Origin of the sequence: Enterobacter cloacae complex sp. CDL013 (assembly GCF_049238805.1) — a bacterium.
GTDB lineage: Bacteria > Pseudomonadota > Gammaproteobacteria > Enterobacterales > Enterobacteriaceae > Enterobacter > Enterobacter hormaechei_C.
This window is the reverse complement of sequence record NZ_JBMKGT010000002.1, coordinates 448245-470862: the sequence shown is the minus strand read 5'-3', so window position 1 is coordinate 470862 and position 22618 is coordinate 448245. Positions and strand designations below refer to the sequence as shown.

Sequence of the window (22618 nt, the reverse complement as noted above, 5' to 3'; positions counted from 1 at the left end):
CCATGAGCTTTAAAACAATCATCGACTGGAATACCTGTAGCGACGCGCAACAGCGCGAGCTGCTGATGCGCCCGGCAATTTCCGCTTCGGAGAGCATCACCCGCACCGTGGCGGAGATCCTCGATAACGTCAAAGCCCGCGGGGACGACGCGCTGCGCGAGTACAGCGCAAAGTTTGACAAGACGGAAGTCGGCGCTTTACAGGTTACCGAGCAGGAAATCAATGATGCCAGCAATCGTCTGGGTGATGACATCAAACAGGCGATGGCCGTCGCGGTGAAAAATATTGATACCTTCCACACCGCGCAGAAATTGCAGGCGGTGGATGTGGAAACCCTGCCCGGCGTGCGCTGCCAGCAGGTGACGCGCCCGGTGGCGTCCGTTGGCCTCTATATTCCCGGCGGCTCTGCTCCGCTGTTTTCGACCGTCCTGATGCTGGCCACCCCGGCACGTATTGCCGGTTGTCAGAAGGTGGTGCTCTGCTCTCCTCCACCAATTGCCGATGAGATCCTGTACGCGGCGAAGCTGTGCGGCGTGCAGGCGATCTATAAAGTGGGCGGTGCGCAGGCGATTTCTGCCCTGGCGTTCGGGACAGTATCCATTCCTAAGGTCGACAAAATCTTTGGTCCGGGCAATGCGTACGTAACCGAAGCAAAGCGTCAGGTCAGCCAGCGTCTGGACGGCGCGGCGATTGATATGCCTGCCGGTCCGTCTGAAGTGCTGGTGATTGCCGACAGCGGCGCTACACCGGATTTCGTGGCCTCTGACCTGCTCTCGCAGGCCGAGCACGGCCCTGACTCGCAGGTGATTTTACTGACGCCAGATGCCGACATGGCAAAACGCGTGGGCGACGCCGTTGAGCGTCAGCTGGCTGACCTGCCGCGTGCGGAAACGGCGCGTCAGGCGCTATTGGCCAGCCGCCTGATTGTGGCTCGCGATCTTGACCAGTGCATCGCCATCTCCAACCAGTACGGTCCTGAGCACCTGATTATTCAGACCCGTAACGCGCGCGATCTGGTCGACAGCATCACCAGCGCAGGCTCAGTGTTCCTCGGAGACTGGTCACCGGAATCAGCCGGGGATTACGCCTCCGGCACCAACCACGTGCTGCCCACGTATGGCTATACCTCAACCTGCTCCAGCCTGGGGCTGGCGGATTTCCAGAAGCGCATGACTGTGCAGGAACTCTCCCGCGAGGGATTTGCCTCGCTGGCGTCGACCATTGAAACCCTGGCCGCCGCCGAGCGCCTGACTGCCCACAAAAATGCCGTGACGCTGCGCGTTGCCGCCCTGAAGGAGCAAGCATGAACATCGAAGAATTAGCCCGCGAAAATGTCCGTCGCCTGACGCCCTATCAGTCTGCGCGTCGTCTTGGCGGCAACGGCGATGTCTGGCTGAATGCCAACGAATATCCCACGGCGGTGGCCTTTGAGCTCTCGCAGCAGACGCTGAACCGCTACCCGGAGTGTCAGCCGAAAGCGGTGATCGAGAACTATGCGCAGTATGCAGGCGTAAAGCCTGAGCAGGTGCTGGTCAGCCGTGGGGCGGATGAAGGGATTGAGCTGCTGATCCGCGCCTTCTGCGAGCCGGGTAAAGACGCGGTGATGTACTGCCAGCCCACCTACGGCATGTACAGCGTCAGCGCCGAAACCTTTGGCGTGGCCTGCCGCAACGTGCAGGCGCTGGACAACTGGCAGCTGGATTTGCAGGGCATTGCCGATAACCTCGACGGCGTGAAGGTGGTGTTTGTCTGTAGCCCGAACAACCCGACCGGGCAGATTATCAATCCGCAGGATATCCGTTCTCTGCTGGAAATGACGCGCGGCAAAGCGCTGGTCGTGGCCGACGAAGCCTACATTGAGTTCTGCCCACAGGCGACACTGGCAGGCTGGCTTGAAGAGTATCCGCATCTCGTTGTGCTGCGTACCCTTTCCAAAGCCTTCGCCCTCGCCGGCCTTCGCTGTGGATTTACGCTGGCAAATAAAGCAATTATCGACCTGCTGCTGAAAGTCATCGCCCCGTATCCGCTCTCGACGCCGGTTGCCGATATTGCGGCACAGGCGCTGGCCCCGCAGGGCATCAGCGCGATGCGCGAGCGTGTGGCGCAGATCCTGGAAGAGCGTCAGTATCTTGTCGATGCCCTGAAAACGATTCCGTGCGTGGAAGAGGTGTTCGACTCGGAAACCAACTACATCCTGGTGCGCTTCACCGCCTCAAGCGCGATATTTAAATCGTTGTGGGATCAGGGCATTATCTTACGAGACCAGAATAAACAACCTACCCTGAGCGGCTGCCTGCGTATTACCGTCGGCACCCGTGCAGAGAGCCAGCGCGTGATTGACGCCCTGAAAGCGGAGAAAGTATGAGTCAGAAGTATCTCTTTATCGATCGTGACGGCACCATCATCTCGGAGCCACCCAGCGATTTTCAGGTCGATCGTTTCGACAAGCTGGCGTTTGAACCCGACGTGATCCCGGTGCTGCTGAAGCTTCAGAAAGCAGGCTATAAGCTGGTGATGATCACCAACCAGGACGGTCTGGGCACCGACAGCTTCCCGCAGGCGGACTTTGACGGCCCGCACAACCTGATGATGCAGGTGCTGACCTCGCAGGGCATCGCCTTCGACGAGGTGCTGATCTGCCCGCATATGCCTGCCGACGAGTGCGACTGCCGCAAGCCAAAATTGAAGCTTGTTGAACGTTATCTGGCTGAAGAGGCGCTGGATAAAGCCAACAGCTATGTGATTGGCGATCGCGTCACGGATATCACGCTGGCGGAAAACATGGGCATTGCGGGTCTGCGCTATAACCGCGACACGCTAAACTGGGCGATGATTGGCGAGCAGCTCACCAGACGCGACCGCTATTCCCACGTTGAACGCAACACCAAAGAGACGCAGATCGACGTGAAGGTCTGGCTCGACCGCGAAGGCGGCAGCAAGATCCACACCGGCGTCGGTTTCTTTGACCACATGCTGGATCAAATCGCCACGCACGGCGGCTTCCGTATGGAGATCACGGTTAAGGGCGACCTGTATATCGACGATCACCACACCGTGGAAGATACCGGCCTGGCGCTGGGCGAAGCCCTGAAGCTGGCGCTCGGCGACAAGCGCGGCATCAACCGCTTCGGCTTTGTTCTGCCGATGGACGAGTGCCTGGCGCGCTGCGCGATGGATATCTCCGGACGTCCGCACCTGGAATATAAAGCTGACTTCACCTACCAGCGCGTGGGCGATCTCAGCACCGAGATGGTGGAACACTTCTTCCGCTCGCTTTCTTACACTATGGGCCTGACGCTGCACCTGAAAACCAAAGGCAAAAACGATCACCACCGCGTCGAGAGCCTGTTCAAAGCCTTTGGCCGTACCCTGCGCCAGGCGATCCGCGTGGAAGGTGACGCCCTGCCCTCGTCGAAAGGAGTGCTGTAATGAACGTGGTGATTCTGGACACCGGATGCGCCAATCTGAACTCCGTACAGTCGGCGATTATGCGCCACGGCTACGAGCCGGTGGTGAGCCGCGACCCGGACGTGGTTCTGCGCTCAGATAAACTCTTTCTGCCGGGGGTTGGCACCGCCCAGGCGGCGATGGATCAGATCCATGAGCGCGAGCTGGTAGATCTCATCAAAGCCTGTACTCAACCGGTGCTGGGCATTTGCCTCGGCATGCAGCTGCTTGGCCGCCGCAGCGAAGAGAGCAACGGCGTTGATCTGCTGGGCATTATTGAAGAAGACGTACCGAAAATGACCGACCACGGCCTGCCACTGCCGCACATGGGCTGGAACCGCGTTTATCCGAAGGCGGGCAACAGGCTGTTCCAGGGTATTGAAGACGGCGCGTACTTCTATTTCGTCCACAGCTACGCCATGCCCGTGAATACCTACACCATCGCCCAGTGCAATTACGGCGAGGCGTTCACCGCCGCCGTGCAGAAAGATAACTTTTACGGCGTGCAGTTTCACCCGGAACGCTCCGGTGCCGCCGGTGCGCAACTGCTGAAAAATTTCCTGGAGATGTGATGATAATTCCCGCTTTAGATTTAATTGACGGCACGGTTGTTCGTCTCCACCAGGGCGATTACGGGCAGCAGCGCGACTACGGCAACGACCCGCTGCCGCGATTACAGGCTTACGCCGCCGAGGGCGCTGAGGTGTTGCATCTGGTCGATCTGACCGGCGCGAAAGATCCGGCGAAGCGCCAGATCCCGCTGCTTAAAACACTGGTGGCTGGCGTGGACGTCCCGGTGCAGGTGGGCGGCGGCGTGCGTACGGAAGCCGATGTTGCCGCCTTACTGGACGCGGGCGTGGCGCGCGTGGTGGTCGGTTCGACCGCTGTGAAAGATCCTGAGACGGTCAAGGGCTGGTTCCGCCGCTTCGGTGCGGATGCGCTGGTGCTGGCGCTGGATGTACGCATTGACGAGCAGGGTAATAAGCAGGTCGCGGTCAGCGGCTGGCAGGAAAACTCCGGCGTAACGCTGGAAGAGCTGGTCGGGATGTATCTCCCGGTAGGGCTGAAGCATGTGCTGTGCACAGATATTTCACGCGATGGTACGCTCGCAGGATCTAACGTCTCGCTGTATGAAGAGGTATGCGCGCGTTATCCGCAGGTGGCGTTTCAGTCCTCTGGCGGTATCGGCGACCTGGCGGATATCGCCGCTCTGCGCGGAACCGGAGTACGCGGCGTGATCGTGGGTCGCGCGCTGCTGGAAGGCAAATTTACGGTGAAGGAGGCGATTCAATGCTGGCAAAACGGATAATTCCCTGCCTGGACGTGCGTGATGGTCAGGTTGTAAAAGGCGTGCAGTTCCGCAACCACGAGATCATTGGCGACATCGTTCCGCTGGCAAAACGCTATGCCGAAGAAGGCGCAGACGAACTGGTATTTTACGATATCACCGCCTCCAGCGATGGCCGCGTGGTGGACAAAAGCTGGGTGGCGCGCGTGGCAGAGGTGATTGATATTCCCTTCTGTGTGGCGGGCGGGATTAAATCTGCTGACGATGCGGCGAAAATTCTCTCTTTCGGTGCGGACAAAATTTCGATTAACTCCCCTGCGCTCGCCGACCCGGAGCTGATTACGCGTCTGGCGGACCGCTTTGGCGTGCAGTGCATTGTCGTGGGGATCGACACCTGGTTTGATACCGCGACGGGAAAATATCACGTTAACCAGTACACCGGCGATGAAAGTCGCACGCGCGTCACCCAATGGGAGACGCTGGACTGGGTGCAGGAAGTGCAAAAACGCGGTGCGGGTGAGATCGTGCTGAACATGATGAACCAGGACGGCGTACGCAACGGTTACGACCTCGAGCAGCTGAAAAAAGTGCGCGCGGTCTGCCACGTTCCGCTGATTGCCTCCGGCGGCGCGGGCACCATGGAACACTTCCTTGAAGCCTTCCGCGATGCGAACGTGGACGGCGCGCTGGCCGCCTCCGTGTTCCATAAACAGATTATCAATATTGGTGAGTTAAAAACGTACCTGGCCGACCAGGGCGTGGAGATCAGGGTATGTTAACAGAGCAACAACAGGCGCAGCTGGACTGGGAAAAAACTGACGGATTACTGCCGGTGGTTGTACAGCATGCCGTTTCAGGCGAAGTGCTGATGCTGGGATACATGAACCTGGAGGCACTGACAAAAACGCTCGACAGCGGCAAGGTAACGTTTTTCTCGCGCACCAAACAGCGCCTGTGGACGAAAGGGGAAACCTCGGGTCACTTCCTGAATGTGGTCAGCATTACGCCAGATTGCGACAACGACACCCTGCTGGTGCTGGTCAACCCGATTGGGCCTACCTGCCACAAAGGCACCAGCAGCTGCTTCGGCGAGGCGAGCCACCAGTGGCTGTTCCTCTATCAGCTGGAACAGCTGCTGGCAGAGCGTAAATCAGCGGATCCCGAGAGCTCGTACACGGCGAAACTGTACGCCAGCGGCACCAAACGTATTGCGCAGAAAGTGGGTGAGGAAGGCGTTGAAACGGCGCTGGCGGCCACCGTGCATGATCGGGAGGAGCTGACGAACGAAGCGTCGGATTTAATGTATCACCTGCTGGTACTGCTTCAGGATCAGGAGCTGGATTTAACGACGGTGATTGAGAATTTGCGGAAACGGCATAAATAAAAAAGACCGGGGACACCCGGTCTTTTTTTGTGTGTAAATCAGGCTCTTGGTTTGTAGTTTCTCAGCGCGTTACGGCCGAGGACGACAGCAGAACCGATGATCCCGCCGAGGAGAACGGCAAGGATGAGGGTAATAGCAATTTTCGGGCTGTCGCGTCGGATAGGAAGGTTCGGCTTCATGACGTAACGATAGACGTGAATAGTGTCTGGGTTAACGTTGAGATTCTGGATATCCAGTAAGTTCTGTTTGGTTTGGTAGTAAGCGCCTGAGAAGACCAGCGGACGTGACGCTTCGTTATCAATCATTGATTTCAGCGCTGCTGTCCCCAACAGGAACATAGTTTCTTGAGTCACATCCTGTGTTTGCTGAATCTGGGGTGTAGTAATCTTCGCGGCTTCCGCATTCTTAAATGACTCAGTGATCTGTTTAATACGCAGATCTTTTTGCTCCTGTGCGACTTTCTCCTGGTTCTGGAGGGAGTCGTTCAGGGTTGTGATCTGCTGCTTGAGATTGTCATTGAGGTCAAGCGTCAGTTCTTTTGCTGTCTGTTCATCGATCTGCTGGATATATTGCGCAAGCTGCTTTTGTGCCGCTTCAGCTGTCTCCCCCTGGTAGGTTACGGTCAAAGGTAAACCTTGACCTTTTACAGTAGGTTCAATAGTCAGTTCTTCGGGGTCTTCCTGATTCTCAAGTGCTTGTGCCAAAGCAGAGAAAGAAGAGTTGAAACGACTGATAGCTCGAGATTGAATGTCCAGCATTGAGGGAGCAGCACCGCCATAGAGAATATTCAACGCATTGGAATAAGTAGCTATTTGAGCAGCATCAGGTTGAGCAATGATAGCCGATGATGTCCATTTCTCTTTAGCAACAGTGATGTAAACAACGGCGAGAACGATAAAAGCAGCAATAACGGCCCCTATTACCCACTTACCACGCCACAGCTGTAGCACTAAATCCAGTAAATCAATTTGCTCCGGGTCATTGTTGCGTGTGACCAGGTTATCGTTGTTGTGCGTCATACAATCCCTAACAGATGAAAAAGGGCAAAAACAATCTTGTTTCCATAGTGTATCTGTTGCTGGCGATTTTTCTATAAGAATCCGATGAGTTATATCGGAAAGATGGGTTATGTAAGTGAAGTGCGACGCGCTATCATAGTCGGATTCTGATGTCCTGGGACATCAACAAGAACACTGTGAATGAGGGAAGCTATGAAATTTCTTGTAACGGGCGCCGCGGGCTTTATCGGTTCTCATGTCAGCAAGCGCCTGCTTGATGCAGGGCATGAAGTTGTTGGGATTGATAATCTGAATGATTACTATGACCCTAACCTCAAGCTCGCTCGCCTCGAACTGCTCAAATCCGAGAGTTTCACCTTCCACAAGCTGGACTTAGCGGACCGCGAGGGCATGGCTGCGCTCTTCGCCAATGAAAAATTTGACCGCGTGATCCATCTTGCCGCCCAGGCGGGCGTGCGTTACTCGCTGGAAAACCCGCATGCCTACGCAGATTCTAACCTGGTAGGTCACCTGAACGTGCTGGAAGGCTGTCGCCACAACAAGGTTCAGCATCTTCTGTATGCTTCATCCAGCTCTGTCTACGGCCTCAACCGTAAAATGCCGTTTTCTACTGACGACTCCGTGGATCACCCGGTATCCCTGTATGCGGCAACCAAAAAAGCTAACGAGCTGATGTCGCATACCTATTCGCATCTGTACAACCTGCCGACCACTGGCCTGCGCTTCTTTACCGTCTATGGCCCGTGGGGACGCCCGGACATGGCGCTGTTCAAATTCACCAAAGCCATGATTGAAGGCAACAGCATCGACGTATACAACTACGGCAAGATGAAGCGCGACTTCACCTATATCGATGATATTGCGGAGGCGATTATTCGCCTACAGGACGTTATTCCTCAGGCCGATGCCGACTGGACGGTCGAAGCCGGTTCGCCAGCAACCAGCTCTGCCCCGTATCGCGTGTATAACATCGGTAACAGCTCACCTGTCGAACTGATGGATTACATCACCGCGCTTGAAGAGGCGCTTGGGAAAGAAGCGGTGAAAAATATGATGCCGATCCAGCCGGGGGACGTGCTGGAGACCAGTGCGGACACCAAAGCGCTGTATGACGTTATTGGGTTTAAACCACAAACCTCAGTCAAAGAAGGCGTGAAAAACTTCGTCGACTGGTACCGCAACTTCTATAACGTTTAAAAACAAAAAACCCGGCAGAGCGCCGGGTTTTTTTATATCACGATATTAATCAGTCGCTGCCGAACAAATCGCGGGTATAGACTTTATCTTTAACGTCCGCCAGCTCTTCCGCCATACGGTTGGAGATAATTACGTCCGCTTCTTTTTTGAATGCATCCAGATCGCGGATCACACGCGAATGGAAGAACTCGTCTTCCTGCATGGCCGGTTCATAAATAATCACCTGAACGCCCTTCGCCTTAATACGCTTCATGATCCCCTGAATGGAAGAAGCGCGGAAGTTATCGGAACCGCTCTTCATGATCAGGCGATACACGCCCACCACTTTCGGCTGACGCGCGAGAATGGAATCCGAGATGAAGTCTTTACGCGTGCGGTTGGCATCCACAATGGCAGAAATCAGGTTGTTCGGCACCGCCTGATAGTTAGCCAGCAGCTGCTTGGTATCTTTTGGCAGGCAGTAGCCGCCGTAACCGAAGGACGGGTTGTTGTAATGGTTACCGATACGCGGGTCAAGACACACGCCCTCGATGATCTGACGGGTGTTCAGACCTAAGCTCTCTGCGTAGCTGTCCAGCTCGTTGAAGTAAGCCACACGCATCGCCAGATAGGTATTGGCGAAAAGCTTAATGGCCTCTGCCTCGGTGGAATCGGTGAACAGCACCGGAATATCTTTTTTGATTGCGCCTTCCTGAAGCAACGCAGCAAAACGCTCCGCACGCTCGGAACGCTCGCCAATCACGATACGGGATGGGTGCAGGTTATCGTATAACGCCCTGCCCTCGCGGAGAAATTCCGGCGAGAAGAAGACATTATCAATACCCAACTCTTCTTTAATCGATTTGGTGAAACCCACTGGAATTGTCGACTTGATGATCATCACTGCGTTCGGGTTGATTGCCGTAACGTCTTTGATCACCGCTTCAACGGTTGAGGTATTGAAGTAGTTGGTTTTAGGATCGTAGTCTGTTGGCGTGGCAATGATGACGAAATCCGCATCGCGGTATGCGTCTTCTTTGTCCGTGGTTGCGCGGAAATTAAGCGACTTATTAGAAAGGTAATCCTGAATCTCTTTATCGACAATCGGAGACTTCTTCTGATTGAGCATATCCACTTTGGCCTGCACGATGTCCAGCGCAACCACTTCATGGTTTTGTGCAATCAGAATACCGTTCGAGAGTCCGACATAGCCTGTTCCGGAGATAGTTATTTTCATTCGCTAATGACTTCTTTAAGTTAACTGAACAGATGGTCGCCTGACCATCGCGATAAACTTGGCTGTTGGGCTTTGTACCTCCTGCCCGACAGAACTGTCAAGGCAAACCAGGAGTAATCCCCGCGAGAGGACAAACATTCAGACAACTTCGAAACGAATCGTTATTTTTAGCATAAAAAAACCCGGAGAGGTCTCCGGGTTATATTCACAACGAATCAATCAACTCATTCCAGCCATTCGGTGTGGAACACGCCTTCTTTATCAGTACGCTTATAGGTATGCGCACCGAAGTAGTCACGCTGTGCCTGAATCAGGTTAGCTGGCAGAACGGCAGAACGATAGCTGTCGTAGTATGCCACCGCAGCGGAGAAGGTCGGAACCGGGATACCATTCTGCACCGCGTACGCAACCACATCACGCAGCGCCTGCTGATATTCGTCAGCAATCTGCTTGAAGTAAGGTGCCAGCAGAAGGTTTGCGATACCCGCATTTTCAGCATAGGCATCGGTGATTTTTTGCAGGAACTGAGCACGAATGATACAGCCGGCACGGAAGATCTTCGCAATCTCACCGTAGTTCAGATCCCAGTTGTTCTCGTCTGAAGCTGCACGCAGCTGAGAGAAGCCCTGCGCGTAAGAGACGATTTTACCCAGATACAGCGCGCGACGGACTTTCTCAACGAACTCTGCTTTATCACCAGCGGGTTTGGCCTGAGGACCAGACAACACCTTAGATGCCGCCACACGCTGCTCTTTCAGAGAAGAGATATAACGTGCAAATACAGACTCGGTGATCAGGGACAGTGGCTCACCCAGATCCAGAGAGCTCTGGCTGGTCCATTTCCCGGTGCCTTTGTTCGCGGCTTCATCCAGAATCACATCAACCAGGTATTTACCCTCTTCATCTTTCTTGGTGAAGATATCTTTGGTGATGTCGATCAGGTAGCTGTTCAGCTCGCCTTTGTTCCACTCGGTGAAGGTCTTTGCGAGCTCCTCGTTGGAGAGGTTCAGACCGCCCTTCAGCAGAGAGTAGGCTTCAGCAATCAGCTGCATATCACCATATTCAATGCCGTTGTGAACCATTTTCACGTAATGACCAGCGCCATCAGGACCGATATATGTCACGCATGGCTCGCCGTCTTCAGCAACGGCTGCGATTTTAGTCAGGATTGGCGCAACCAGTTCGTACGCTTCTTTCTGACCGCCAGGCATGATGGATGGACCTTTCAGAGCGCCTTCTTCACCGCCGGATACGCCAGTACCAATGAAGTTAAAGCCTTCAGCAGACAGTTCACGGTTACGACGAATGGTGTCCTGGAAGAAGGTGTTGCCGCCATCGATAATGATGTCGCCTTTATCAAGATACGGTTTAAGTGAATCGATAGCAGCGTCGGTTCCTGCGCCCGCTTTCACCATTAACAGGATACGACGAGGTGTTTCCAGAGACTCAACGAACTCTTTAACCGTATAGAAAGGAACCAGTTTTTTGCCTGAATTCTCAGCGATGACTTCTTCGGTCTTATCACGGGAGCGGTTGAAAACGGAGACGGTATAACCACGGCTTTCGATGTTGAGCGCCAGGTTGCGCCCCATCACTGCCATACCGACAACGCCGATCTGTTGCTTGGACATTACATACTCCTGTCAGGTGTGGTCGCCACGCAAAAGACGTGGCTTGAATGTATCAATTATGTTAACTCAAATTAGCCGCAACTGTGTAGTAAAGTTGTGCCTTAAAGGCTTTTCCGCACTGACATTTTTCATGTATCAGTACAGATCTTCATATTGTTTAGTAACATTAATCCAAGTATATCGTTGGTCCGCAATATGCTTTAATTTATTTGCGCAAATCTCATCTTCAGCTGTGTGGAGCACCTGTGATCGTTGTTCCAACAAGTTAACTAGTTCTTTAGAATTTTTAAAGTAAAAGGCTGAATTCTCAGTGGAATACCTATTGAAATCACAATCAAACGCAAAAATAGCCGTATTGAAATGCATTGCTTCTACTAATGAAGGATTTGTTCCCCCAGCAGAATGACCATGAATGTATCCTCGACACTTACTTCTGTACTCAAAGAGAATGTTGATGTCATATATCGGATCCAGCAATTCAATATTTTTGAAAGGACTATATCGATTTCTTAGTTCACGCCCATACGCGCTTGAATTCCAGTTACCTACCATTTTAAAGCAGCTATTTGTCTGGCTGAATGCTTCAAGGATCATTTCAATATTATTTTCTGGCTCTATGCGACAAACTGTAAAGTAATAATTATCCTTATCTTGAGCCACTACTTTATTCCCGATAGCATGATCGCCACCATAAGCTATCACACTACTTTTAACTCCATATTCTTTTAACACATAGTTTGATATCGCTTCGTTATCTGCAATTATAGTATCAGAATAATGAACCGCAATTTTTTCCGAATATTTCAAGAACCATTTTGCAAATTTCCCCCATTTATCACGTCGCCATTCAAGCCCATCAATATTTGTAATAATCTTAGCTGAAGAAAAGAATTTAAAAAGAGGCAAAAAAATACAACCTGAAACACCTAGCACGAGAACAACATCAGGCTTACAGAACATGGATCTCATCAGTGAGAATATATCATAAGGGATACTCGAACTGCCGTTAGCCTTCAATGGTACATATTTAAGTTGAGCGTCTTTATAATTTTTACTTTTTGACTTATAAGACTTTCCAGAGCAATAAATCGTATAATTAATTTTTTCACTTTGATGATCAACAAGATTTTGAACAAGTGACTCAAAACCACCATAACAAGCCGGCACCCCCACAATCCCAATGATATCGATATTTTTTTTTGCATTCTCATTACGCATATAAAACCTAAATCCTTAGCAAGGATATGCATTTCAATTTGATTTGATAAAGTCTTTGAAATTATATCTTTTTCGTATTAAATCAGATAATACACGAGCACTGACAAAAATTAAAGAAAGGGCATACTGGAAAATATGTGATACGTTGTTTTTCCGAAGTAGATTTTCCTTACCTTTAATTTCACCTTTACGCATTTTAATTAAATTACCAGACACCCCGCCAGTAGTACCAATTGCTCGTGGTACCGTAGTATGCACGCTATCACAATACTTAACCCTAGTTGTGGATTCTACATATGATAAAAGAAATGCATAATCTTCCGAATATCTTAATGTTGGATTAAAAAGGCATTTTTTAACTCTAATCACCACACTAGGCGTTACACATGGATTAAGGAGACATATAAACCAGCGAAAATGGAGTAATTTACCAAAAGTTTTAAACCATAAATTTGAGATTTTATTGTACTTTTCGCAACCATCAACGGCATGATATAAAAGATCAATGTCTTGATTCGCTAAAATTTGTAAAAGCCAGTCAATCTTATCAGGGCTAAAATAATCATCTGAGTCGAGGAACGCAACAAACTCAAATGAAGCACGCCTAATCCCTACATTTCTGGAGACCTGTGGCCCTTTATTTGTGCTATTTTTAAAAATACGAATTGGAATATTATTTTTATTATAACGCTGTAACACCGAATAAATATCAAAATCTGAGCAATCATCTACAACTATAATCTCCACCTTTTCTTTTTGACAAGAATCAATTGAATCTACAGCTCTAAGTAAAGTATCAATTCTATTATAAGATGGAATTACAACAGAGATACCAAATTCTCTTGTTTTCATATTATACTCACAAAAGGTATTGCACGCATATGAGCCGAACCACATAACCACAAAATGGTAATAAAGATGTTACCACATGTCACATATGAAAGAAATTTGTACGATTGTTGACTATACCGTTTAACGCTAATATACGTCATTAATAAAAATAAAGGATATACTCCGTAAACCACTCTAAAGCCTAAATATGGCACGATTGAAACTATTGAGCATATAGCAACTATGTTAATAATAACATTTAATGTAAGGACATCTTTTACTAAGAACTTTCTTGCAAAGGACAAATAAACAAAAAAAGTTAGCATTAAATTTATTAGACTAATTAACCTTACGATAAAATCATCACTGGCATATGGCATATATTTATAAATTGAAGCTTTGAAACTTAATACACCTGGCACAAAATCTAGATATGCCGTTCCAAATAATAAGAATATACCCATTACCATTGATGGAACGATTAACTTATAATTTAACCTTGATATTATAAATATAACAATAATTAGTGCAGATGCCTGATGAAAAAGTAGAGATAGTGCAGCCAGGACTCCAAAAGAAACATAGCGTCGTTTGAAATAAAATGAAAAAGATAAAAAAAGTATTGCAATTGAAAACCCTTGCCTCATGGCATTTGTTAATAATTCAATACCAATAAATGAAGAGAAGAGCGTTATTATTATCAGTTTATCAAGCTTAAATACCAGCGTTGTAATGAAAATAATGCTAATAACAAAATACGGCCATAGCCAAATTATCCAATTCACTTCACATCTTTCGGCCATTAAAAAATTCAAAAGGTTAAAGATTATTTTATAGGTATAGTCTAAGCCAGTGTAAGATTCTGGATTTAAACAATAGTCCGTAAATTCATTTAGATAGTTCTTGGTATCAGCACCAAAATATTCATTTTTGAATAAAAATAGCACCAGAAGTGTAAGAAATACAAAAAATGATAAAAATCTATTTAAAACCTGAGAATTTACTTTATTACCTTCAAGATATAACGAAAGGAATTGTAGCAAAAGTAATATTGCGAGTAGTGCTATTAGCATTTAAAAACTCATCTAAGAAGTAGAACAGTTATCGATATTCAGTAGGAAACGCCTTAAGCAAATCTTCTTTACTACGAGTAAATTGGTTACAACGACACTTTGCTAATAAATCTTCAAGCGAATAATTGCCAGCTCCGCTAACGATACATACCTTCGGCGCATTGTTATCAGTGGTACTATAGTAATCACAGAATTTATATTCACCTCCAAGAACTTTGTCACTAAAAGCAACCCAAAGATTAGGTATGCCATAAGTATCTGCGGCTATCAACCCATGTAGTGAGGAGGAAATAATGAATTCGCACTCATTCATTTTATCAATAAATGGTTCAATATCATTCTGAATATCAACCAAAACACAACCGTTTTTGAGTAATGACTGTACCGCAGGCAATTCTTTATCTTTGTAATGTGGAATTACTCCCACTTTGTATTTTTTGGTAATGTGTTTCGCATCATAGAACAGAGGAAGCAACACAGCAGGATCCCCCAGCACATCTGGGCAATTGATACCAAATTCATTCCTCAGACGATTACGAGTTAAAACACCACGTACAGATCTAATATCTAAATCTTTGGTTTTTAACGGGGCATCCTTGGATATAAAACCACTTCCCCATATTATACTTTTTGACGATGCACTGGACAAAACACTACCGATCGCAAGTATATGAGGTGATTGTTTGAAATTATTTTTTACTACAGTTTTCTTCGTTATTTTCTCAATCAAATATTTGTTAAGCTGATCACCCCAATTATTATGTCGAGTGTAATAATTAACAGGCACTTTATCTTTTCCAATTGCTAACAATCGATCTTTGAACTCAGTCGACAGAGCAAAAAATGCCTCAGTATACTTACCCATGTTGTTTTTCCTTTTTAGAAACGATGATCAATGAGAAAACAAATATTAGGAAATTGGCGAGTGCTATCGACTCTACAATGTATTGGAAATCACTATTGTTTTTATTTAACAAAAGATAAGCAAATGATATAAACAGAGACACTAAGTACAATATTAATATCAGTGTGAGATTATATCTTAACTTCATTATTAAAATAGGCATCCGTGAAAACAAATAAAATAATTGTCCCATAGCAAGATAAAAGGCATATTCAAAAACATCAATGTGAATATAAATGGTTATAGAAAGAAAATAGAGTATTAAGTAATTGACAATGATCAAACCTATAGCAACAAATATAAAATGAAAATATTTTTTCCAGATAAATATTTTCTCATCATTGTTGATATTACTTTTGAGAAATATTGAATCGTACAATGTTATCAACATTGTTACAATGCCGAATACATTTTGAGTAATTCTTAACTTTACTAATTCATTTGCTGGAATTTCATTTTTGAAAAGGATAAAAAAGCCTTGGTTAGTGACCCAATAAATGATCGTGATTATTGAGAATACCCCTCCCAGCTTCAAAGAATCCTGAATTATATGCTTGAAAGGATCATTACACACAGCATGGGCTTTGCTTTTTTCTTTGCTTTTGAAGAAAAACGGAACCACTATTAAAAAAGGGAGAAATTTTGCTAGGCAATAGAAATAAACATAGCTAGTCGAATCGAAAGTTATTATTTTAAACCATGCCAAAAGCATCATTACTGTAAATATCGTGGCTGTTGAGATCATTGCGCAACCAGATATCAATGACTTATCAGTATAATAGCAATAACGTTTAAAAAATTCAGAGACAATACCTATAACAAAAAGTGACAGTATCAGAGGTGACTTGAACCAAACAACAATAATAGCAGCAGTAATAACCACAAAGAATAAAAACAACTTTAACCAATAACTATGAGTTTGGTTTTTATATCTTAGCAATAGATACTGTGTTGTAAAACAAGAACAAAATAATACACATACTAAGGCAATAGACTGAGCGACAACAACCTTTGCCATCTCTGTCCCACTAAGTAAATTTCCGCCAATTGCGATAAAAAGAAATATAAGACCAGAGTCCATAATCTGGTCCACAGTAAAAATGAGGCTTTGTGCTTTTTTATTGTATGTCATAGATCGATAAAATTCGACTGATTAGCATCTTTTGCTGATAAGCTAGGTTTTTCACTTAAAGGCCAATTAATACCAATCGTTGTATCATCCCATTTTATACCACGATCACTATCCGGATGATAATAGTTGGTTGTTTTATATACGAATTCCGCAGTGTCACTTATCACGTAGAAACCATGAGCGAACCCTTCAGGGATCCATAATTGTCGTTTATTTTCAGCAGAAAGATAAAACCCTACCCAGCTCCCATAAGTAGGTGAAGATTTTCGAATATCAACCGCTACATCAAATACTTCCCCAGCGACACAACGCACCAATTTACCCTGTGCGTACGGTTCCAGTTGATAATGCAGACCACGCAAAACGCCTTTACAAGATTTAGAATGATTATCCTGCACAAACTCAACTTTTCGACCTACCGCCTCTTCAAATACTTTTTGGCTGAAACTTTCAAAGAAAAATCCACGATCGTCACCAAATACTTTTGGTTCAAAAATCAGCACATCAGGGATATCAGTTTTAATTACGTTCATGTCTTAATAACCTTTAATCATCTTCAACAGGTATTGGCCATAGGCATTTTTTTTCAATGGCTCAGCCAGTTTCTTCACCTGCTCTGCATCAATAAACCCTTTTCGATACGCGATCTCTTCCGGGCAGGACACTTTCAATCCCTGACGCTCTTCAATTGTCGCGATAAAGTTGCTCGCCTCGATCAGGCTCTGGTGGGTTCCTGTATCCAGCCACGCATAGCCGCGCCCCATCATTGCAACAGATAGACGACCCTGCTCCAGATAAATACGGTTGATGTCAGTAATTTCCAGCTCACCGCGCGCAGAAGGCTTCAGGTTCTTTGCCATTTCCACTACATCGTTATCGTAGAAATAGAGTCCCGTTACGGCATAGTTGCTCTTCGGCTCCAGCGGTTTCTCTTCCAGGCTAATTGCCGTGCCATCCTTATCGAACTCCACCACACCATAACGTTCAGGATCATTAACGTGGTAGGCGAATACGGTTGCACCATCACCTTTGTTTACTGCGGCTTCCAGCTGTTTCGGCAAGTCATGACCATAGAAAATATTATCGCCCAGCACCAGCGCACAGCTATCGTCACCAATAAACTCTTCGCCAATGATAAAGGCCTGTGCCAGTCCGTCCGGGCTTGGCTGGACTTTATATTGAAGGTTTAACCCCCACTGGCTGCCGTTACCGAGCAACTGCTCAAAGCGCGGAGTATCCTGCGGCGTACTAATGATCAGAATATCTTTAATCCCTGCCAGCATCAGCGTAGACAACGGGTAGTAAATCATGGGTTTGTCGTAAATTGGCAGTAGTTGCTTGCTAACCGCCATGGTCACTGGGTAGAGACGAGTGCCGGATCCGCCGGCAAGGATAATACCTTTTCGTGTAGCCATTATAATTTCTCTATAAACACGAAATGCCCGTAAACGGGCATTTATTTAATGATTAAATGGATTGCGCCGTGAAAAGCTCAGCCAGCATACGCTTCACACCAACATGCCATGCTGGTAATACCAGGTTGAAGTTCTGCTGGAACTTCATGGTATTTAAGCGTGAGTTATGCGGGCGACGCGCAGGCGTCGGATATGCCGTGGTTGGTACAGCATTCAGCTTTTCAATCGCCAACTCAACGCCTGCCTTTTGGGCTTCCTCAAACACCAGCGCCGCATAGTCGTACCAGGTTGTCGTCTCAGAAGCGACCAGATGATAAAGCCCGGCAACTTCTGGTTTCACCATCGCGATACGAATGGCGTGGGCGGTACAGTCGGCTAACAGCTCAGCGCCTGTTGGGGCACCCACCTGATCGTTAATGACGGAAAGTTCTTTGCGTTCTTTCGCCAGACGTAGCATGGTCTTAGCAAAATTGTTGCCTTTACCTGCATATACCCAGCTTGTACGGAAAATCAGATGATTAGGGCAATTATCCTGCAATGCTTTTTCGCCATCCAGCTTCGTCTGACCATAAACATTCAGCGGTGCCGTCGCATCCGTTTCACTCCAGGGGGTTTCGCCATCACCGGGGAAGACGTAATCCGTGGAGTAGTGAACAACCCAGGCGCCGATTTTTGCAGCTTCTTTCGCGATAGCCTCAACGCTTGTCGCATTCAGTAACTGCGCAAACTCAGGTTCCGACTCTGCTTTATCCACTGCGGTGTGTGCGGCTGCATTGACGATCACGTCAGGTTTAATATTACGAACCGTCTCAGCAATCCCTTCCGGGTTGCTGAAATCACCGCAGTAATCTTTAGAATGCACATCAAGCGCAATCAGATTGCCAAGTGGAGCCAGCGCGCGCTGAAGCTCCCAGCCCACTTGCCCTGTTTTGCCGAACAGAAGAATATTCATTATTGACGTTCCCCGTAGTTCTGTTCGATCCAGGTTTTATAAGCACCGCTTTTTACGTTATTAACCCACTCCTGGTTGCTCAGATACCATTCCACGGTCTTACGAATTCCGCTTTCGAACGTCTCTTCAGGCTTCCAGCCCAGTTCCACCCCAATTTTATGCGCATCAATCGCATAGCGGCGGTCATGTCCTGGGCGATCGGCAACATACGTAATTTGGTCGCGGTACGAGCCTTCTTTCGGGACGATCTCATCCAGCAGATCGCAAATAGTGTGCACAACGTCCAGGTTTTGCTTTTCGTTATGACCACCGATGTTGTAAGTCTCACCCGGTTTGCCCTGAGTCACAACGGTGTAAAGCGCACGCGCATGATCTTCTACATAAAGCCAGTCACGGATCTGGTCGCCTTTGCCGTAAATCGGCAACGCTTTACCGTCAAGGGCGTTCAAGATCACAAGTGGGATCAGCTTCTCAGGGAAATGATACGGTCCGTAGTTATTCGAACAGTTAGTCACGATGGTCGGGAAGCCGTAAGTGCGCAGCCAGGCACGAACAAGATGGTCGCTGGATGCTTTGGAGGCAGAGTACGGGCTGCTTGGCGCGTAGGCTGTGGTTTCAGTGAAAAGCGGCAGGTCTGCGGATGCCGGATGTTCATCCGGGTGCGGCAGATCCCCGTACACTTCATCGGTGGAGATATGATGGAAGCGAAACGCTTTTTTCGCTGCGTCATCGAGGGTTGACCAGTAAGCACGTGCAGCTTCCAGAAGCACATACGTCCCAACAATGTTGGTTTCAATGAATGCCGCCGGGCCAGTAATGGAACGGTCAACGTGGCTTTCGGCCGCCAGATGCATTACCGCATCCGGTTTATGTTCAGCAAAAATACGATCCATAGCCGCTTTATCACAAATATCTGCATGCTCAAAAACATAACGTTCACTGGCGCTGACATCGTTAAGGGACTCGAGGTTGCCGGCATACGTCAGTTTATCCACATTGACGACTTCGTCATGGGTATTAGTAATAATATGTCGTACAACCGCTGAGCCGATAAAGCCGGCTCCACCCGTCACAAGAATTTTCACGTTATCTATTCCGTTTTGTAGATATATCGAGATATTGGCGTTCTAAACCCTGGTATTAATTTAGGATTAGAAATTTTGCACGCTACCGCCCCTGGCTTGACAGCTACCAGTGCACTGAGCGAGTGTTGAATATAAGATTGGCTGTCTGATTTCAGACAAAAACTGGCGTTAATTGTCGTCTTAAATGGTCTCGGAAACAAGCACAAATCGTTACAAATCAGCCCAGATTTGAAGCAGGTAACTCTCTGTTATCATGGGAATTAATAATAAAAAGCGGCAGTCATCATTTTTGTTATGTAACAACATAACTAAAATGATGACTGCCGCGCATGAAGACTTTAAGGCTGCGGAAGAAGTATCAGTCGTTAGCCAGCAACTTCTCAATCCGGCTTCTGAACTTCGCCCCTTCCTTCAGGTTACGCAGGCCATAGTTCACAAACGCCTGCATATACCCCATTTTCTTACCGCAGTCATAGCTATCGCCGGTCATCAGCATGGCATCAACGGACTGCTTCTTCGCCAGCTCAGCAATCGCATCGGTCAGCTGGATACGATCCCAGGCACCCGGCTCGGTTTTTTCCAGCTCAGCCCAGATATCCGCATTCAGCACATAACGGCCGACTGCCATCAGGTCGGAGTCCAGGGTCTGCGGCTGATCGGGTTTTTCGATAAACTCAACGATCCGGCTCACCTGCCCTTCTGTCTCCAGAGGCTCTTTAGTCTGAATAACAGAATACTCGGAGAGATCGCCCTTCATACGTTTCGCCAGCACCTGGCTGCGGCCCGTCTCGTTGAAGCGAGCGACCATTGCCGCCAGGTTATAACGCAGCGGATCGGCGGAAGCGGTATCAATAATGATGTCCGGCAGAACCACGATGAACGGGTTATCACCCACCACCGGGCGCGCGCAGAGGATTGAGTGGCCCAGACCCAGCGGCTGTGCCTGGCGCACGTTCATGATGGTTACGCCAGGAGGACAGATAGACTGCACTTCTGCCAGAAGCTGACGCTTAACGCGCTGCTCAAGCAGCGCTTCGAGTTCATAAGAGGTGTCGAAGTGGTTCTCAACGGCATTCTTCGAAGAGTGCGTCACCAGAACGATTTCTTTGATCCCCGCAGCAACAATCTCGTCGACGATGTACTGAATCATCGGCTTGTCAACGATCGGCAGCATCTCTTTAGGAATAGCCTTTGTGGCGGGCAACATATGCATGCCCAAACCCGCTACCGGTATGACTGCTTTCAAATTAATCATTATTTCTTCCACCTTAAAATGGTTGACGAATTATAGCTTTTAAACCTGTTTTCGCCAGCATGTTTTGCCGTAAATATGAAGTAATCCTAGGTCACCCCACCACAAATTACAGTAGTTGTAATCTGAATAGATCGCGATTTCGTTCCAGGAATTGTCGCAAAATAGTCTGGATGATTACCTGTGCGGCAGCGCAAAATTCAACCGTTCCGTATTCACCACATGTTGATCGACCCGATCAATATCCACCGAGCTCTGCCCCTTTTCATTAACCGCTTTTATGTTCGCAAGCGACAGCAACGTCTCGTTTTTAGCCATAAACTTCCCGCGCACGTCTTTGCGCAAGTCGAAGTTCATCTTAAGCGCAGGCCCCGTCGTTGACTCCTGCATCACGTTGATATTGCGCAAGAAAAGGTGCTGTGGCTTGTTGTGCAGCTCAAGCGTTGCCCGCTGCATGTTGACATTGGTGATGGCAACAAACGAGGTGGCATTGCCGGAGGAAATCTGTATCCCGCGCAGCTTATAGGCAAGCTGTCGGTTATCCAGGCGAATATCGTTAAGTTTGAAGTTTTGCGGTATCGACAGATAATCGCCCTTGATCACGCCATACCCGATTAACATTCCGGCGCTGTTCACCATATCGATATTATCGATAACGAAATTATCACAACCATAAATAGCTACCGTTGCGTTATCAATTCCGGCCTTTTTACTGAAGTCGGGAGTAATATTGCTGGCCTTGATATTACGGATCACAAAGTGTTTACCGTTTTCAACATGCACCAGCTGCCGACAGTTGCTGCCGGTGATATTCGCCACCACGAAGTTTTTAACGGTCTGCTGTTCCGGATAGTCATTGTCGTACGTGCTGCCAGCCAGTCCAATGCCTATGCCCCAGTTGATCTTGCCGTTTGTGCAGTTGATGTTATCGATCACGTGGTCAGAGATCAGGATGTTACGGTCGTTAATCGCCACGTTCCACTCAATCGCGTCACCCTGCAAATGGCTGAATTTGCTGTTGGTAATGCGCGCACCATCCACCTGATTATGGAAACCCTGGCGCAGAATGGCGTAGTTGGCCTGACTCACGGCAATGCGATCGATAAGCAGGTTACGCATCACTCTCGGCTTTTTACCGCCAATATAGATCTGGGTGACGGGGCCGAAGCCGCTCATCGCCAGCCCTTTAATGACACAGTCGGAGCCACGCACGTCCAGCGTAATGTTATGCGTGCGCCCCTCTCCTTCCCCAATGACCTTACAGCCTTCCTGGAGCACGAACCGCCCGCGCCCGTTGCCCTTCAGCGCGCCGCGGATCAGCAGGGTTTTGCCATCAGGAATGAAAATGCCGGTATTGATGTTTTCACAGGTTAACCCGGCGGGAACAACAACGGTATCGCCCTCGGTAAATGCCTGCTTAAAGGCGGCGATCCAGTCGTTATTGTTGTAGCGATCGACAGAAACCGTCTTCCCGGTCGCCGCCCGCGCAGCGCGGGGCGACAGCAGCGGCATGGCAGCCAGGACGGATAAAGAAGAGACAAATCGGCGTCGGGTAATCTTTTTCAGCATACAAC

Annotated in this window: 22 protein-coding genes; 8 read left to right on the top strand and 14 right to left on the bottom strand. The window is 48.2% G+C overall.

The annotated features are described in order from the left end of the window. Positions 1 to 2: 2 nt before the first annotated feature. Genes hisD through hisIE form a run of 7 tightly spaced genes read left to right on the top strand, consistent with a single transcriptional unit; the run spans position 3 to position 6119 of the window. Entirely contained in the window at positions 3 to 1307 is a 1305-nt protein-coding gene (gene hisD / locus ACOTXD_RS05180; protein ID WP_126501379.1) for a histidinol dehydrogenase, read from the top strand. Continuing rightward, positions 1304 to 2365: a histidinol-phosphate transaminase gene (gene hisC, locus ACOTXD_RS05175; RefSeq protein WP_045337604.1), complete on the top strand. Its 1062-nt coding sequence runs from the start codon at positions 1304 to 1306 to the stop codon at positions 2363 to 2365. The genes hisD and hisC overlap by 4 nt, the downstream gene beginning before the upstream one ends. Next, complete coding sequence (gene hisB / locus ACOTXD_RS05170) at positions 2362 to 3429, top strand: bifunctional histidinol-phosphatase/imidazoleglycerol-phosphate dehydratase HisB (RefSeq protein WP_003859487.1); 1068 nt, start codon at positions 2362 to 2364, stop codon at positions 3427 to 3429. Before hisC ends, hisB begins: the two co-directional genes overlap by 4 nt. After that, complete coding sequence (gene hisH / locus ACOTXD_RS05165; protein WP_061856582.1) at positions 3429 to 4019, top strand: imidazole glycerol phosphate synthase subunit HisH; 591 nt, start codon at positions 3429 to 3431, stop codon at positions 4017 to 4019. The genes hisB and hisH overlap by 1 nt, the downstream gene beginning before the upstream one ends. After that, entirely contained in the window at positions 4019 to 4756 is a 738-nt protein-coding gene (gene hisA / locus ACOTXD_RS05160; protein WP_045330397.1) for a 1-(5-phosphoribosyl)-5-[(5-phosphoribosylamino)methylideneamino]imidazole-4-carboxamide isomerase, read from the top strand. Before hisH ends, hisA begins: the two co-directional genes overlap by 1 nt. Further along, complete coding sequence (hisF, locus tag ACOTXD_RS05155) at positions 4738 to 5514, top strand: imidazole glycerol phosphate synthase subunit HisF (RefSeq protein WP_061856583.1); 777 nt, start codon at positions 4738 to 4740, stop codon at positions 5512 to 5514. Before hisA ends, hisF begins: the two co-directional genes overlap by 19 nt. Further along, positions 5508 to 6119 carry a bifunctional phosphoribosyl-AMP cyclohydrolase/phosphoribosyl-ATP diphosphatase HisIE gene (gene hisIE / locus ACOTXD_RS05150; protein WP_061856584.1) on the top strand — a complete coding sequence of 204 codons (612 nt, stop codon included), beginning with the start codon at positions 5508 to 5510 and terminating at the stop codon, positions 6117 to 6119. The genes hisF and hisIE overlap by 7 nt, the downstream gene beginning before the upstream one ends. A gap of 38 nt (positions 6120 to 6157) precedes the next feature. On the opposite strand, the gene wzzB is transcribed toward hisIE, so the two are convergent. Beyond that, entirely contained in the window at positions 6158 to 7138 is a 981-nt protein-coding gene (gene wzzB, locus ACOTXD_RS05145; RefSeq protein WP_045896129.1) for an LPS O-antigen chain length determinant protein WzzB, read from the bottom strand. A 192-nt stretch (positions 7139 to 7330) separates the two neighbouring features. Here wzzB and ACOTXD_RS05140 point away from each other — a divergent pair, with 192 nt between their 5' ends. Further along, positions 7331 to 8335, top strand: a complete 1005-nt coding sequence (locus ACOTXD_RS05140; RefSeq protein WP_045896131.1) for an NAD-dependent epimerase — start codon at positions 7331 to 7333, stop codon at positions 8333 to 8335. 49 nt (positions 8336 to 8384) lie between these two features. On the opposite strand, the gene ugd is transcribed toward ACOTXD_RS05140, so the two are convergent. The 13 genes from ugd to wcaM form a co-directional block, all read right to left on the bottom strand. Beyond that, the gene (ugd, locus tag ACOTXD_RS05135) at positions 8385 to 9551 is read right to left on the bottom strand and encodes a UDP-glucose 6-dehydrogenase (RefSeq protein WP_045343191.1); all 1167 of its coding nucleotides are present in this window, start codon (positions 9549 to 9551) and stop codon (positions 8385 to 8387) included. 224 nt (positions 9552 to 9775) lie between these two features. Further along, positions 9776 to 11182, bottom strand: coding sequence for an NADP-dependent phosphogluconate dehydrogenase (gene gndA / locus ACOTXD_RS05130; RefSeq protein ID WP_045896134.1), 1407 nt, complete (start codon positions 11180 to 11182; stop codon positions 9776 to 9778). A gap of 135 nt (positions 11183 to 11317) precedes the next feature. After that, the gene (locus tag ACOTXD_RS05125; RefSeq protein WP_059356479.1) at positions 11318 to 12400 is read right to left on the bottom strand and encodes a DUF1972 domain-containing protein; all 1083 of its coding nucleotides are present in this window, start codon (positions 12398 to 12400) and stop codon (positions 11318 to 11320) included. 33 nt (positions 12401 to 12433) lie between these two features. Continuing rightward, a complete protein-coding gene (locus ACOTXD_RS05120; RefSeq protein ID WP_072050905.1) occupies positions 12434 to 13252 on the bottom strand; it encodes a glycosyltransferase family 2 protein in 819 nt (272 codons plus the stop codon). After that, positions 13249 to 14304 carry an EpsG family protein gene (locus ACOTXD_RS05115; RefSeq protein ID WP_061856585.1) on the bottom strand — a complete coding sequence of 352 codons (1056 nt, stop codon included), beginning with the start codon at positions 14302 to 14304 and terminating at the stop codon, positions 13249 to 13251. Before ACOTXD_RS05115 ends, ACOTXD_RS05120 begins: the two co-directional genes overlap by 4 nt. Positions 14305 to 14332: 28 nt before the next feature. Then, complete coding sequence (locus ACOTXD_RS05110; protein WP_049126683.1) at positions 14333 to 15169, bottom strand: polysaccharide pyruvyl transferase family protein; 837 nt, start codon at positions 15167 to 15169, stop codon at positions 14333 to 14335. Further along, entirely contained in the window at positions 15162 to 16289 is a 1128-nt protein-coding gene (locus ACOTXD_RS05105; RefSeq protein ID WP_126501384.1) for a hypothetical protein, read from the bottom strand. The genes ACOTXD_RS05110 and ACOTXD_RS05105 overlap by 8 nt, the downstream gene beginning before the upstream one ends. A gap of 47 nt (positions 16290 to 16336) precedes the next feature. Further along, positions 16337 to 16873, bottom strand: coding sequence for a dTDP-4-dehydrorhamnose 3,5-epimerase (rfbC, locus tag ACOTXD_RS05100; protein WP_072139449.1), 537 nt, complete (start codon positions 16871 to 16873; stop codon positions 16337 to 16339). A 3-nt stretch (positions 16874 to 16876) separates the two neighbouring features. Continuing rightward, positions 16877 to 17755, bottom strand: coding sequence for a glucose-1-phosphate thymidylyltransferase RfbA (gene rfbA, locus ACOTXD_RS05095; RefSeq protein ID WP_045896140.1), 879 nt, complete (start codon positions 17753 to 17755; stop codon positions 16877 to 16879). Between the two features lie 52 nt (positions 17756 to 17807). Beyond that, the gene (gene rfbD, locus ACOTXD_RS05090; protein ID WP_045896141.1) at positions 17808 to 18707 is read right to left on the bottom strand and encodes a dTDP-4-dehydrorhamnose reductase; all 900 of its coding nucleotides are present in this window, start codon (positions 18705 to 18707) and stop codon (positions 17808 to 17810) included. Then, positions 18707 to 19792, bottom strand: a complete 1086-nt coding sequence (gene rfbB / locus ACOTXD_RS05085; protein WP_045896142.1) for a dTDP-glucose 4,6-dehydratase — start codon at positions 19790 to 19792, stop codon at positions 18707 to 18709. Before rfbB ends, rfbD begins: the two co-directional genes overlap by 1 nt. A gap of 358 nt (positions 19793 to 20150) precedes the next feature. Further along, positions 20151 to 21047 (bottom strand): GalU regulator GalF, encoded by an 897-nt coding sequence (gene galF / locus ACOTXD_RS05080; RefSeq protein ID WP_017383282.1) that lies wholly within the window; start codon positions 21045 to 21047, stop codon positions 20151 to 20153. A gap of 174 nt (positions 21048 to 21221) precedes the next feature. Further along, positions 21222 to 22613 (bottom strand): colanic acid biosynthesis protein WcaM, encoded by a 1392-nt coding sequence (gene wcaM, locus ACOTXD_RS05075; RefSeq protein ID WP_061856589.1) that lies wholly within the window; start codon positions 22611 to 22613, stop codon positions 21222 to 21224. Between the last annotated feature and the right edge of the window lie 5 nt (positions 22614 to 22618).

Excerpts from the sequence above, each read along its gene's own strand:
- hisD (WP_126501379.1), top strand. The coding sequence starts at position 3 with ATGAGCTTTAAAACAATCATCGACTGGAATACCTGTAGCGACGCGCAA.
- hisC (WP_045337604.1), top strand. The coding sequence starts at position 1,304 with ATGAACATCGAAGAATTAGCCCGCGAAAATGTCCGTCGCCTGACGCCC.
- hisB (WP_003859487.1), top strand. The coding sequence starts at position 2,362 with ATGAGTCAGAAGTATCTCTTTATCGATCGTGACGGCACCATCATCTCG.
- hisH (WP_061856582.1), top strand. The coding sequence starts at position 3,429 with ATGAACGTGGTGATTCTGGACACCGGATGCGCCAATCTGAACTCCGTA.
- hisA (WP_045330397.1), top strand. The coding sequence starts at position 4,019 with ATGATAATTCCCGCTTTAGATTTAATTGACGGCACGGTTGTTCGTCTC.
- hisF (WP_061856583.1), top strand. The coding sequence starts at position 4,738 with ATGCTGGCAAAACGGATAATTCCCTGCCTGGACGTGCGTGATGGTCAG.
- hisIE (WP_061856584.1), top strand. The coding sequence starts at position 5,508 with ATGTTAACAGAGCAACAACAGGCGCAGCTGGACTGGGAAAAAACTGAC.
- wzzB (WP_045896129.1), bottom strand. The coding sequence starts at position 7,138 with ATGACGCACAACAACGATAACCTGGTCACACGCAACAATGACCCGGAG.
- ACOTXD_RS05140 (WP_045896131.1), top strand. The coding sequence starts at position 7,331 with ATGAAATTTCTTGTAACGGGCGCCGCGGGCTTTATCGGTTCTCATGTC.
- ugd (WP_045343191.1), bottom strand. The coding sequence starts at position 9,551 with ATGAAAATAACTATCTCCGGAACAGGCTATGTCGGACTCTCGAACGGT.
- gndA (WP_045896134.1), bottom strand. The coding sequence starts at position 11,182 with ATGTCCAAGCAACAGATCGGCGTTGTCGGTATGGCAGTGATGGGGCGC.
- ACOTXD_RS05125 (WP_059356479.1), bottom strand. The coding sequence starts at position 12,400 with ATGCGTAATGAGAATGCAAAAAAAAATATCGATATCATTGGGATTGTG.
- ACOTXD_RS05120 (WP_072050905.1), bottom strand. The coding sequence starts at position 13,252 with ATGAAAACAAGAGAATTTGGTATCTCTGTTGTAATTCCATCTTATAAT.
- ACOTXD_RS05115 (WP_061856585.1), bottom strand. The coding sequence starts at position 14,304 with ATGCTAATAGCACTACTCGCAATATTACTTTTGCTACAATTCCTTTCG.
- ACOTXD_RS05110 (WP_049126683.1), bottom strand. The coding sequence starts at position 15,169 with ATGGGTAAGTATACTGAGGCATTTTTTGCTCTGTCGACTGAGTTCAAA.
- ACOTXD_RS05105 (WP_126501384.1), bottom strand. The coding sequence starts at position 16,289 with ATGGACTCTGGTCTTATATTTCTTTTTATCGCAATTGGCGGAAATTTA.
- rfbC (WP_072139449.1), bottom strand. The coding sequence starts at position 16,873 with ATGAACGTAATTAAAACTGATATCCCTGATGTGCTGATTTTTGAACCA.
- rfbA (WP_045896140.1), bottom strand. The coding sequence starts at position 17,755 with ATGGCTACACGAAAAGGTATTATCCTTGCCGGCGGATCCGGCACTCGT.
- rfbD (WP_045896141.1), bottom strand. The coding sequence starts at position 18,707 with ATGAATATTCTTCTGTTCGGCAAAACAGGGCAAGTGGGCTGGGAGCTT.
- galF (WP_017383282.1), bottom strand. The coding sequence starts at position 21,047 with ATGATTAATTTGAAAGCAGTCATACCGGTAGCGGGTTTGGGCATGCAT.
- wcaM (WP_061856589.1), bottom strand. The coding sequence starts at position 22,613 with ATGCTGAAAAAGATTACCCGACGCCGATTTGTCTCTTCTTTATCCGTC.